Source organism: Geobacillus thermocatenulatus (assembly GCF_002217655.1).
Lineage (GTDB): Bacteria > Bacillota > Bacilli > Bacillales > Anoxybacillaceae > Geobacillus > Geobacillus thermocatenulatus.
This window is the reverse complement of record NZ_NEWK01000002.1, coordinates 605579-618314: the sequence shown is the minus strand read 5'-3', so window position 1 is coordinate 618314 and position 12736 is coordinate 605579. Positions and strand designations below refer to the sequence as shown.

General features: G+C 53.6%; 8 protein-coding genes. All 8 read left to right on the top strand.

The genetic code is table 11. The annotated features are described in order from the left end of the window. The first annotated feature begins 179 nt into the window (after positions 1 to 179). The 8 genes from miaB (at position 180) to B9L19_RS11905 (ending at position 12553) form a co-directional block, all read left to right on the top strand. A complete protein-coding gene (gene miaB, locus B9L19_RS11940) occupies positions 180 to 1775 on the top strand; it encodes a tRNA (N6-isopentenyl adenosine(37)-C2)-methylthiotransferase MiaB (protein ID WP_025951145.1) in 1596 nt (531 codons plus the stop codon). Continuing rightward, a complete protein-coding gene (locus tag B9L19_RS11935; RefSeq protein WP_025951146.1) occupies positions 1753 to 2184 on the top strand; it encodes a YlbF/YmcA family competence regulator in 432 nt (143 codons plus the stop codon). Before miaB ends, B9L19_RS11935 begins: the two co-directional genes overlap by 23 nt. A gap of 222 nt (positions 2185 to 2406) precedes the next feature. Beyond that, positions 2407 to 2955 (top strand): outer spore coat protein CotE, encoded by a 549-nt coding sequence (locus B9L19_RS11930; protein ID WP_015374452.1) that lies wholly within the window; start codon positions 2407 to 2409, stop codon positions 2953 to 2955. A 96-nt stretch (positions 2956 to 3051) separates the two neighbouring features. Beyond that, a complete protein-coding gene (mutS, locus tag B9L19_RS11925; protein WP_025951147.1) occupies positions 3052 to 5763 on the top strand; it encodes a DNA mismatch repair protein MutS in 2712 nt (903 codons plus the stop codon). Positions 5764 to 5777: 14 nt separating this feature from the next. After that, positions 5778 to 7670: a DNA mismatch repair endonuclease MutL gene (gene mutL, locus B9L19_RS11920; RefSeq protein ID WP_025951148.1), complete on the top strand. Its 1893-nt coding sequence runs from the start codon at positions 5778 to 5780 to the stop codon at positions 7668 to 7670. Between the two features lie 209 nt (positions 7671 to 7879). After that, positions 7880 to 8905: a C40 family peptidase gene (locus B9L19_RS11915; RefSeq protein ID WP_025951149.1), complete on the top strand. Its 1026-nt coding sequence runs from the start codon at positions 7880 to 7882 to the stop codon at positions 8903 to 8905. Between the two features lie 388 nt (positions 8906 to 9293). Continuing rightward, positions 9294 to 10643, top strand: a complete 1350-nt coding sequence (locus B9L19_RS11910; protein WP_047753333.1) for an MDR family MFS transporter — start codon at positions 9294 to 9296, stop codon at positions 10641 to 10643. A 212-nt stretch (positions 10644 to 10855) separates the two neighbouring features. Then, complete coding sequence (locus tag B9L19_RS11905; protein WP_025951151.1) at positions 10856 to 12553, top strand: methyl-accepting chemotaxis protein; 1698 nt, start codon at positions 10856 to 10858, stop codon at positions 12551 to 12553. Positions 12554 to 12736: the final 183 nt, after the last annotated feature.

The window sequence follows — 12736 nt, the reverse complement described above, 5'->3', positions numbered from 1 at the left end:
TTTTGTTATCATGACATGTTCCGGTCCTCCGGAACAAACCCCATTGTGTTTCCTTGCCGCTCGCGATATACTATGGTAGTGTGTGGTTGGAAGAAATTTGCCGAGGCGAGGCCGGCTGCACAGAAAAGGCGGCCCTCGTCCTGGAAGATCGAATGATTTTGCGAAGAAAGGAGATTGCTATGAACGAAAAACAACGTTTGGAGCAAACGGGACAAATCAAAACCGAAAGCCATCCAGCGGACAGAAAATCCGCCTTGGACCGGCTGAAAGAAAAAACGACGAAAGACTATGAGAAATATTTCACGAGCGTGTTTCTCCCGCCGAATTTAAAAGAGGCGAAGAAACGCGGCAAAGAGGAAGTCAAGTACGTCAAAGACTTTGCGATTCCTGAAGAGTTTCGCGGCATGGGGCGCGGACGGAAGTTTTACATCCGCACATATGGCTGTCAAATGAATGAGCACGATACGGAAGTGATGGCCGGCATTTTCATGGCCCTCGGCTATGAGCCGACCGACCGTCCGGAAGAGGCAAACGTCATTTTGCTCAACACGTGCGCGATTCGTGAAAACGCGGAAAACAAAGTGTTTGGCGAGCTCGGCTATTTAAAGCCGCTCAAAACGACGAACCCGGACTTATTGCTCGGCGTGTGCGGCTGTATGTCGCAAGAAGAATCGGTTGTCAAGAAAATTTTAAAGCAATACCAATACGTCGACCTTATTTTCGGCACGCACAACATCCATCGCCTGCCGTACATTTTGCATGAGGCATACATGTCGAAAGAAATGGTCGTCGAAGTATGGTCGAAAGAGGGCGACGTTGTTGAAAACTTGCCGAAAGTGCGCAAAGGGAAGATTAAAGCATGGGTCAACATTATGTACGGCTGCGACAAGTTTTGCACGTACTGCATCGTTCCGTACACGCGCGGCAAAGAGCGAAGCCGCCGTCCGGCAGACATCATCCAAGAAGTGCGCCAGCTCGCCGCCCAAGGCTATAAAGAAATTACGCTCCTTGGGCAAAACGTCAACGCTTACGGAAAAGATTTCACCGACATCCAGTACGGCCTTGGCGATTTAATGGATGAGCTGCGCAAAATTGACATTGCGCGCATCCGCTTCACAACAAGCCATCCGCGCGACTTTGACGACCGGCTCATCGAAGTGCTCGCCAAACGCGGCAACTTGGTTGAGCATATCCATTTGCCGGTGCAATCGGGCAGCACGGAAATTTTAAAAATGATGGGCCGCAAATATACGCGCGAGGAGTACTTGGAGCTCGTTCGCAAAATCAAAGCCGCCATTCCGGATGTCGCGTTGACGACGGATATTATCGTCGGCTTCCCGAACGAGACGGACGAGCAGTTTGAAGAAACGCTGTCGCTTTACCGTGAAGTCGAATTTGACTCTGCCTACACGTTCATCTATTCACCGCGCGAAGGCACGCCAGCGGCGAACATGAAGGACAACGTGCCGATGGAAGTGAAAAAAGAGCGGCTCAAGCGTCTCAACGACCTTGTTCAAGAAATCGCGGCCAAGAAAATGAAGCAATACGAAGGGCAAGTCGTCGAAGTGCTTGTGGAAGGCGAAAGCAAAACGAATCCGGATGTATTGGCGGGTTATACGCGCAAAAACAAGCTCGTCCACTTTACGGGTCCGAAGTCGCTCATTGGCCAATTGGTCAACGTGCGCATTACGCAGGCGAAGACGTGGACGCTGACGGGCGAGCTAGTCAATGAAGCGATCGAGGTGAACGAACATGGCAAAATATACGCGGGATGATATCTTGGCCCAGGCGAAGCAGCTGGCGAAAATGATCGCCGAAACGGAAGAAGTCGACTTTTTCAAACGAGCGGAAGAAAAAATCCACCAAAACGAAAAAGTGCGCACGTTGATCAACGAGCTGAAATCGCTGCAAAAGCAAGCGGTCAACCTTCAGCATTACGGAAAACATGAAGCGCTGAAACAGGTTGAGGCCAAAATTGACGCCATTTACGAAGAGTTGTCGCAAATCCCGATCGTCAGCGAATTCCAGCAGTCCCAATCCGATGTGAACGACCTGCTTCAGCTCGTCGCCTCGACGATTTCGAATACGGTGACCGATGAAATTCTCGCTTCGACGGGCGGCGACGTGCTGCGCGGCGAAACCGGCGCCGCGCTTCGCTACCACAAACACGGCGGCTGCCATTAATGGCATGCGGCTCAAAAGCGTCCTTCGGGGCGCTTTTTTCTTATGGGCGCGCTCTCCCTTTCCCCGAACCGCGGGCGGCTATCTGGCGGCAAAAAAGAAGGCACATCGAACGGAGCAGGCGCATACAATGAACTATACGGAATAATGATTCATTTGCTGTGCACATTAGCGGAGATGGCGCATAGGATGAAATGAAGATTCATTTGAGGAGGGTTCCGTTCGATGTCTGAATACAGAGAAATTATTACGAAAGCTGTTGTCGGCAAAGGCCGCAAGTTTACACAATCGACCCATACGGTGACGGCGCCGAACCGCCCGTCAAGCATTCTCGGCTGCTGGATCATCAACCACCGTTATGAAGCGAAAAAATGCGATAAAACGGTCGAAATTCACGGCCATTATGACATCAACGTCTGGTATTCGTACAACCACAATACAAAAACCGAAGTCGTCACCGAAACGGTGTCGTATACGGACGTCGTCAAATTAAAATATCGCGACAAAGATCATTTAATCAGCGATGACACCGATGTCATCGTCCGCGTCATCCAGCAGCCGAACTGCCTCGAATGCACGATTTCGCCAAACGGCAATAAAATCGTCGTCGATGTTGAGCGGGAGTTTGTCGCCGAAGTGATCGGCGAAACGAAGGTGTGCGTTGCCATCAATCCGGAAGGCTGCGGCAAGGACGACGATTTTTGCGACGAGGATGACCTTGATGAAGAATTAGAAGATTTAAGCCCAGATTTGCTGCTTGGCGAAGAAGAATAAAACTAGGAAATTTCTTTCCTAGTTTTTTCTTTTGCCGCTTGTTATAATAGTAGCGCAATCAACGAGCCTTCGGGCCGAAAAGGTTGGGGAGAAGCGATGCCATCGTATACACCGATGATCCAGCAATATTTGCACATTAAAGCGCAATATCCGGACGCGTTTTTATTTTTCCGGCTTGGCGATTTTTACGAACTGTTTTTTGACGACGCCATCAAGGCGGCGCAAGAGCTGGAAATTACGCTCACAAGCCGCGATGGCGGCGGCGATGAACGGGTGCCGATGTGCGGGGTGCCGTACCATTCGGCGCAAGGATATATTGAACAGTTAATCGAAAAGGGATATAAAGTCGCCATTTGCGAACAAGTCGAAGACCCGAAAACGGCCAAAGGCGTCGTTCGCCGCGAAGTGGTGCAGCTGATCACCCCAGGGACGCTCATGGAAGGCAAAGGGCTCACCGAGAAGGAAAACCACTACTTGGCGGCCTTGACGCCGTTTGCTGATGGTACATACGGATTGGCTTACGCCGATTTGTCGACCGGCGAGGTCCGGTTGACGCTTCTTTCTTCGTGGGAGGAAGCGGCAAACGAATTGCACGCCGTTGGAGCGCGGGAGATCATCGTGGCCACAGACAGCGGCGAAGAGTGGGTGCGCGAGCTAAAAGAGCGGTACGGGGCGGCGGTCTCTTATGAGGACGACACATCTCTATGCGACGAATGGAACGGCGTCATCGGCCATGTGGCGCAAGAAAAGCTGCGGACGGCCACAGCCCGCTTGCTTCATTACCTCGTCCGCACGCAAAAGCGGCGGCTCGATCATTTGCAGCCGGCTGAGTTGTATCAAGTTGACCACTATATGAAAATGGACCGACATTCCAAGTTGCATTTGGAATTGGTCGAAACGGTGCGGTCAAAAGGAAGGAAAGGCTCGTTGTTATGGCTTTTGGATGAAACGGTGACCGCGATGGGCGGGCGGCTCTTAAAACAATGGCTCGACCGGCCGCTCATTGATCGGCGCGAAATCGAACGGCGCCTCGATTTTGTGGAAACGTTGAAAACGAGCTATTTTGAACGGCAGGAGTTGCGCGACAGGCTGCGCGGCGTTTACGACATTGAGCGCCTTGTCGGCCGTGTCTCCTACGGCAACGCCAATGCCCGCGATCTCGTGCAGCTGAAAAAGTCGCTTCTTCAAGTGCCGGCGCTCCGCCAGACGGTCGGCGCACTGCCGCTTGCGGAAGCGGACAAGCTGTGCGAGCGCCTTGACCCGTGCGAAGAGCTCGTCGATTTGCTCGAGCGCTCGATTCAAGAACAGCCGCCGCTTTCCGTCAAAGAAGGGAACCTCATCAAAGATGGGTATGACAAGCAACTCGACCGCTACCGCGATGCGAGCCGCAACGGCAAAGCGTGGATCGCGGAACTTGAGGCGAAGGAGCGGGAAGCGACCGGCATCAAATCGCTCAAAGTCGGCTACAACCGAGTGTTTGGCTACTATATTGAAGTGACAAAGCCCAATCTCCCCCTTGTTCCGGAAGGACGTTACGAGCGGAAGCAGACGCTCGCCAACGCCGAGCGCTTTATCACCCCGGAGTTGAAGGAAAAAGAGGCGCTCATTTTAGAAGCGGAAGAAAAAAGCATCGAACTCGAATATGAACTGTTTGTCGCCATTCGCGAGCAGGTGAAGCAATACATCCCGCGCCTGCAGACGTTGGCGAAAGCCATTGCCGAGCTTGATGTGCTTCAATCATTCGCAACGATCAGCGACGAGTATCGCTACGTGCGTCCCCAGTTTTCCACGGAGCGCGTCTTGGTGATTCAAGGCGGCCGCCATCCGGTTGTCGAAAAAGTGCTCGGCGCGCAAATGTACGTGCCGAATGACTGCTACATGAACCGCGAGCGGGAAATGCTGCTCATCACTGGACCGAACATGGCTGGAAAAAGCACGTACATGCGGCAAGTGGCGCTCACCGCCGTCATGGCGCAAATCGGCTGTTTCGTTCCCGCCGAGCGGGCGGTGCTGCCCATTTTTGACCAAGTGTTCACCCGCATCGGCGCTGCTGACGACCTGTCGGCAGGACAAAGCACGTTTATGGTCGAAATGTTGGAGGCGCGCCACGCCATCGCTCATGCGACGCAAAACAGCCTCATTTTGTTTGATGAAATCGGGCGCGGCACATCGACGTACGACGGCATGGCGCTCGCCCAGGCGATCATTGAGTACATTCACGACCATATCGGCGCGAAAACACTATTTAGCACCCACTACCATGAACTCACCGCCTTGGAGCGTTCGCTCCCGCGGCTTTCGAACGTCCATGCCCGCGCCATCGAGGAAAACGGCAAAGTCGTCTTTTTGCATCAAATCGCCGACGGGCCGGCCGACAAGAGCTACGGCATTCACGTGGCTGAGCTGGCTGGGCTGCCGGCTTCGCTCATTGAACGCGCGCGAGCCATTTTAGCGGAACTGGAGAAAGCGGCGGGAAAGCAGGAAGCCGCCGCAGGCAGGATGGACGATGGCGCTTTGGCGGAAGCGAGTTTGGCTGTTCAGGGGAACGAAGCGTTAGACGTCGGCAGCAAGGTTGAGCGCGAGAAGGCCTCCCGTCCGTCAGCCGGCGCGGCGCGGGAGGGCGTTTGGGCGGAAGCGGCGTTTGAGCAGCTGAGCATGTTTCCTGACCTTGCCCCGGCGCCTGTGGAGCCGCCTCTTTCAAGCAAAGAGAAAAAGGCGCTCGCGGCGCTGAAAGAGATCAATTTGCTCGAGATGACGCCGCTTGAGGCGCTCAACAAACTGTATGAACTGCAAAAGCTCCTCAAGTAAAGGAGGGAGGCCCGATGGGACGCATCCGCAAGCTCGATGACCTGCTGGCAAACAAAATCGCCGCCGGCGAGGTCGTCGAGCGGCCGGCTTCGGTCGTCAAGGAGTTGGTGGAAAACGCCATTGATGCCCATAGTACGGTCATCAACATCGAGCTTGAAGAGGCGGGAATGGCGAAAATCCGCGTCATCGACAACGGCGATGGCATGGAGGAAGACGACTGCTTGCTCGCTTTTGAACGCCATGCGACAAGCAAAATTCACAACGAGCACGATTTGTTCCGCATCCGCACGCTCGGGTTCCGCGGTGAGGCGCTGCCGAGCATCGCTTCTGTATCCGAAGTGGAGCTGACGACCGGCACGGGCAGCGGACCGGGAACGAAGCTTGTGCTTCAAGGCGGCGCACTCGTCTCCCGCGAGCGGGCGGCGGGGCGCAAAGGGACGGATATTACCGTATCGAACTTGTTTTTCAACACCCCAGCGCGCTTGAAATATATGAAAACGATCCACACCGAGCTCGGCCATGCGACCGACGTCGTCAACCGGCTGGCGCTTGCCCATCCGGACGTATCATTTCGCCTCCGCCACCAGGGCAAAACATTGCTTGCCACCAATGGCAGCGGCGATGTCCGGCACGTGCTCGCCGCTATTTACGGCGCCGAGACGGCGAAACAAATGATCCCCATCGAAGCGGAATCGCTCGATTTTACCGTTCGCGGCTACATTTCGCCACCTGATGTGACGCGCGCCTCGCGCAACTACATCTCGCTTGTGGTCAACGGCCGCTATGTGCGCAGCGCGCCGCTCATGAAAGCGATTGAAGCCGGCTACCATACGCTCTTGCCGATCGGCCGCTATCCGATTGTGTTTTTATCCATTGAAATGGATCCGGTGCTTGTCGATGTCAACGTCCATCCGGCAAAGCTTGAAGTCCGTTTTAGCAAGGAAACAGAGCTGAATGAGCTCGTCACAGACGCCATCCGTCAGGCATTTCGCGAGCGGACGCTTATTCCGTCCGTATCGGCCGACAGCAAGATGGCAAAACCAAAGGCGGAGCAGGCGGCTTGGACGTTCACTCATCGCGTCCGCGAGCCGTCTATCTTATCGAGCGACATCGGCGGCGGGGAAGATGCGACCACCTCTTTTGCGCCGCTAACAGGTGACGCACCGGCTGAGCGGCCATCCGCGGCTGTGCAGACGGATGAATGTGGAATACCGGACGAACATGGGCCCGCTTTCGAGCAAAAGCAGGAGGAAGAGGTGGGGGAAGAACGTCGTGCCCTCCGCTTGCCGACAGATGGGCAAGCGACGAAGAAACCGGCGGCCAATCGCCTGCCGCCGCTTTATCCGATCGGACAATTGCATGGGACGTACATTTTGGCGGAGAACGAACATGGACTGTATATGATCGATCAGCATGCGGCGCAAGAGCGGATCAACTATGAATATTTCCGGGAAAAACTCGGCGAAGCCACGAAGGAAGTGCAGGAGCTGCTCGTTCCGTTGATGTTTGAATATCCAGCCGACGAGTACGAGCGGATCGCCGCCTGCCGCGATGAGCTGGCGCGCTGCGGCGTGTTTCTTGAACCGTTTGGGCCGCGGGCGTTTCTCGTTCGCTCCCATCCGACGTGGTTTCCGAAAGGGAGAGAAAAGGAAATCATCGAGGAAATGATCGAACAAGTGCTGGCGGCCAAAACGGTTGATGTCAAGCAATTGCGCGAACAAGCGGCGATCTTAATGAGCTGCAAACGCGCCATTAAAGCAAACCGACATTTGCGCCGAGATGAGCTGTTCGCTTTGCTTGAGGCGCTGCGGCAGACGACAGACCCATTTACTTGTCCGCACGGCCGGCCGATCATCGTTCATTTTTCGACATATGAAATTGAAAAACTATTTAAACGGGTGATGTAGCCTGCGCCCCCTTTGCACGGCAAAGGGGGCGCTTTTTGTAATCGTTTTGTAATCTACTTTTATTCTTTCTGTTACAGACGGATTACTTTGATTTTACTATAATAGCTCATGTGCAGGCATACATGGTGAATTTTGTAGAGTGATAGCGAATTTTGTATAAACATGGATACATAAAGATGGAGACAATCGACGTCATAGGGGGATGCAGCATGAAAAAAACAGTGGTATTGACAAGCACGTTGATCGGTTCCCTGTTGGCCGGCCACGCGGCATCGGCGGCGAGCTATACGGTGCAAAAAGGCGATACGCTTTGGAAGATTGCCCGGCAATCCGGCACGACGGTCGCAGCGTTAAAACAAGAAAACGGTTTGTCTTCGGATTTGATTTTTCCCGGACAAGTATTGCAAGTCAACGAGCAGGCAGAATCAGAAGAAATTTCTTCCCGTACGTATACGGTGCAGCCTGGCGATACGTTAAGCGGAATTGCCCGCCAATTTGGCACGACTGTGGATGCGCTGCTCAAGCTCAATCCAAGCATTGCGGATCCAGACTTCATTCGCGCCGGGCAGAAGTTGCAAGTAGCAGGGGGACAGGAACGTTCCAATACATACAATGTAGAGCCGGCGGCCGTGCCGACAAACGGCCGGTATATCGTGCAGGCGGGGGATACGCTGCTTGGGATTGCGAACAAGTTTCAAACGACGGTCGACCGTCTATTGGCACTGAATCCACAAATTACAAACCCGAACACCATCCGCATTGGCCAAGCCATTAAAGTGGCGGGCGGAACGGCTGATGTCTGGGAGGCCAAGCAGCAGGTGTCGGCCGCCAACTCGGCTGCCGCTGAGTCCTCCGCATCGCTTGCCGATCAAATCATCGATATTGCGGAAAAATATTTAGGGGCGCGCTATTTGTATGGAGCAAGCCCGTCGCGCACCGATGTGTTTGACTGCTCATCGTTTACGATGCGCGTTTTTGGCGAAGCCGGCATTTCGCTGCCGCGCACATCCATCGCTCAGGCGCAAGCGGGAAGAACGGTGTCGTTTGGCCAGTTGCAAAAAGGCGATCTCGTCTTTTTTGACACCGATTCAAATGGGACGATCAACCATGTCGGCATTTACGCTGGCAACGGGCAAATGATCAACGCGACCGTTTCGTTGGGTGTTGCGTATTCGTCGCTGACGTCATCCTATTGGAAAACGCGGTATGTAAAAGCGGTTCGGGTGCTTAATTAATAAAAGGACAGCCGAGGGCAGCGTTTTGTTCAGCGCTGCCCCGTCTTTTTTTCAGCGTGAATCGAAACCCAGCCGAATGTACCGATCGGAAATGTGTGCACCGGGCTGCTGACCGCGTTTAACTTGCAGCGCCGCAGTGAGGGTTCCCCTAAATCCTAAACATTTATGGCGATCACAACGGAAATAAAAAGACGGTTGTGGTGTTTTTCCTCTCTCCCCCTTATTGTGCGACGATATCATGGAAGCCGCGTCAGTGGTTTTGGGAATTTCCCGACTTTTCGGGCAACAAGTGCAAATGATTCTGACTTTCGACGCATATCATTTGTGCAATGATTTTTTATCGCGTAAAATAAAATATTCGTAGCTTATCAAAAAGGAGGTTATTTGTATGAACAGCCGCCTATCTGTCATGATCAGCATCGTGCTCGCGATGCTCGTCGCCTCGATGGATACGACGATCATGAACACGACGATGCCGATCATCGCCAAAGAGCTTGGAGGGTTTTCTTTGTACGCCTGGGCGTTTGCGTCATACATGATTACAACGACCGTTCTGTCGCCGATTGCCGGCCGTCTGTCCGACTTGTTTGGCCGCAAAAACGTATTCAGCTTTGGCATCCTGTTATTTTTGATCGGCTCGCTTCTTTGCGGTTTGTCGCAAAATATGGTGCAGCTCGTCCTGTTCCGCGCCATGCAAGGGATCGGCGCCGGGTTTATGATGCCGTTTCCAGCCATTATCGCCGGCGATTTGTTTCCAATGGAAAAGCGTGGAAAGATCCAGGCGTTTTTTACTGCCATGTGGGGCATTTCCGCTGTCTTGGCGCCGCTTTTAGGCTCGCTGTTTGTCGAATACGCGACATGGCGCTGGATTTTTTATGTCAACATTCCCATCTGCTTGCTCTCGCTTGTGACGTTGCTTCCATATAAAGAGGTATATGAACCGAAGCGGGCGGCGGTCGATTACATGGGAGCTATGTTGTTTGCGGTGGCGGTCAGTTTGCTTTTGCTCGTCACCGTTGTTGAACAGGGGCAATGGTGGTACGGGGCGGCCGGTGCGCTCTTGCTTGTTGCGTTTTACGTTTTCGAAAAACGGCAGCCGTCTCCGCTCGTGCCGCTGTCGCTTGTCCAGCACCGGACGCTCAAATGGATGAACATTAACGGCTTTGTCAGTTGCGTCGCGTTGTTTGGAACGTCAAGCTACATCCCGCTCTTTTTGCAAAACGTCGCCCATTTGTCCGTATTTATAAGCGGCGTTGCTTTGCTTGGTTCGTCCATTGGCTGGATGATCGCCGCCGTGCCGGCCGGGAAATGGATTTTGCGCTATGGCTACCGTCCGCTTCTGATCATCGGCAATGTGCTGCTCGTTGCGTCCGGCTTGCTTCTTGCTCTGCTCCGCGAAAGCCACGGGTTTTGGTACGTTTTCTTCGTTATGTTTGTCCAAGGGCTGTCGTTCGGGTTGACGTCGACCGTTGGGATCATCGGTTCGCAGCAGCTTGCCGACGCTCATGAAAAAGGAATTGCGACGTCCTTTTTTATGTTTTGCCGCAATATCGGCACGGCGATCGGCGTGACCGTCATGGGAGCGTTTTTGACGAAGGCGCCGACGTTTATGACCGGCATCCATCATTTGTTTTTATTCGGCCTCATTGGCAGCATCGCAGCGCTTGTCACCTCGCTTTTCATTCATGATGAAGCCGAAGCCGGCCGAAACACGTGGCAGCCGGAAGGAACGGCGTAAGGAGGGAAAGCGGCATGGGTGCGGCCTGTTTGCTCTTTGCGAGTTGACGGTGAAAGAGGAGGCTCATGGAGACAATCCAGTTGGCTTTTTCAATGAAGCAGGCCTTTTCATCAAGATGGCGAAAGCGCAAAAAAAAAATACTAAACATTGTCTGTGATCATCCGATAATGTAGATGGAACAACATACTGATTCACAGACGGAGGATTTGCCAATGAACATGAAAATGACCGTGCGCAAAAAACTGCTGGCTGGGTTTGGCCTTGTCTACGTATTGATTGTATGGCTAGTCGGCTTTTCTTATTACGAAATTTCCAAACTGAACGGTACATATACCGATGTCATTGACAAACGGGTGCCGAAGCTCGTCAACGTCAAGGAGCTGGAGGTGCTCATCCGCCGCCAAGTCGGCAGCATGCGCGGCTATTTGTTGACTGGCGATGAGACGTCAAGGAAAAACTTTGAAAAAGCGCATGAGGAGTACAAGAAAATAAGCGAAAAACTTAGGGCGGAGTTGACGCAAGCCCAAACAAAACAATGGCTGGCTCAGCTTGATTTATTGGAGCAGCAGTTTTACGAACTGGGGCAAAAAACGTTTGATTTAAAGGATCAAAACAAAACGGCGGAATACAATGCACTCATTGTGACGACGGGTCGAGACATTACAAATCAGTTCGATGACGTCGTTTCCCGGCTCATTTCCAGCCAGCAGTCGGAGATGAACAAAGCAAGCAAAAAAGCGGATGATGAAGCTTCGGATGTGCAGAAGTTCATTATCGTTGTGGGCATATTGACCGTGGCGGTCGGCGCGATTGCCAACTATTGGATCAGCCGCTCGCTTTCCCGCCCGCTATTGGCGCTGTCGGAAGCGGCTGGTCGAATCGCTGCCGGCGATTTGACCAAGACGAAAACCGGCGTCCGCAACCGCGACGAAATCGGCGAGCTGGCCGCTTCGTTTGAACAAATGGCCCAAAACTTGCGCGAAGTGCTTCAGGAAGTAGCGCAAAACGCCGAGCAAGTGGCTGCCTCGTCTGAGGAGCTGGCAGCGAGCGCCGAACAGACGAGCAAGGCGACCGAACAAATCGCCATGACGATTCAGGACGTTGCTTCCAGCATGGACAAGCAAATGCAAAGCGTGGAAGAAACGTCCGCCGCCGTCAATGCGGCGTCTGAACAGATCGAGCAAATTTCCGGACGGGCGCAAAGCGTATCCGCCATCGCTAGTGAGGCGTCAAGACAAGCGGCTGAGGGTGGGCAAACGATCGAGGCGGGCGTCGCGCAAATGAACAAAGTGAACAATACGGTTGAGCGGCTGGCTGACCTCATGAAAGGGCTCGGCCACCGTTCCGAGCAAATCGGTTCGATTATCGAAGCAATCCGCAGCATTGCGGCGCAGACGAACTTGCTCGCCTTAAACGCCGCCATTGAGGCGGCGCGCGCCGGCGAGCACGGGCGTGGCTTTGCCGTGGTCGCCGATGAGGTGCGGAAGCTCGCCGAGCAATCGGCGCAATCGGCCCAGCAAATCGCGGAACTGATCGCGGCCATTCAAGAAGAAACGATCCATGCCGTCCAATCGATGGAGTCGGTTGTGAACGAAGTGACGGCCGGAACGAACGTCATTCGCGCCTCGGGTGAAACGTTCGCCCGCATTCGCGCCGCCGTGGACGAAGTGGCGGCGCAAATCCGCGACGTATCGGCCGCTGTTAGCGAGATGGCCTCTTCTTCGGAACAAATTGTGCGCACCGTCCGGCTTGTCGCCGATGTGGCCGAGTCGACATCGGCCGGTGCGCAGGAGGTGTCGGCGGCGACCGAGGAACAGCTGGCGTCGATGCAGGAAATTTCAGCTTCGGCCGCGTCGCTCTCGAAAATGGCGGACGATTTGCAGGCGATTGTCAACAAATTTTCATTATGATGAGCGCCTTTTATGGCGTTCATTTTTTTCCATATGGTTATGGCGAAAGGGAAGAAAGGCGATTTTTCGTGTTGCCACGTATAAAACGATTTGCGGATGGCGAAAACGTATGAAAGAAATTAATTGTTTTCATGGATGACGGTTTTTATGTATAATGTTGGTTGACACAAGTTCAACAATGGA

What these genes read in the sequence shown, in the direction of transcription:
- miaB (WP_025951145.1), top strand. Translation starts at nt 180, where the DNA reads ATGAACGAAAAACAACGTTTGGAGCAAACGGGACAAATCAAAACCGAA.
- B9L19_RS11935 (WP_025951146.1), top strand. Translation starts at nt 1,753, where the DNA reads ATGGCAAAATATACGCGGGATGATATCTTGGCCCAGGCGAAGCAGCTG.
- B9L19_RS11930 (WP_015374452.1), top strand. Translation starts at nt 2,407, where the DNA reads ATGTCTGAATACAGAGAAATTATTACGAAAGCTGTTGTCGGCAAAGGC.
- mutS (WP_025951147.1), top strand. Translation starts at nt 3,052, where the DNA reads ATGCCATCGTATACACCGATGATCCAGCAATATTTGCACATTAAAGCG.
- mutL (WP_025951148.1), top strand. Translation starts at nt 5,778, where the DNA reads ATGGGACGCATCCGCAAGCTCGATGACCTGCTGGCAAACAAAATCGCC.
- B9L19_RS11915 (WP_025951149.1), top strand. Translation starts at nt 7,880, where the DNA reads ATGAAAAAAACAGTGGTATTGACAAGCACGTTGATCGGTTCCCTGTTG.
- B9L19_RS11910 (WP_047753333.1), top strand. Translation starts at nt 9,294, where the DNA reads ATGAACAGCCGCCTATCTGTCATGATCAGCATCGTGCTCGCGATGCTC.
- B9L19_RS11905 (WP_025951151.1), top strand. Translation starts at nt 10,856, where the DNA reads ATGAACATGAAAATGACCGTGCGCAAAAAACTGCTGGCTGGGTTTGGC.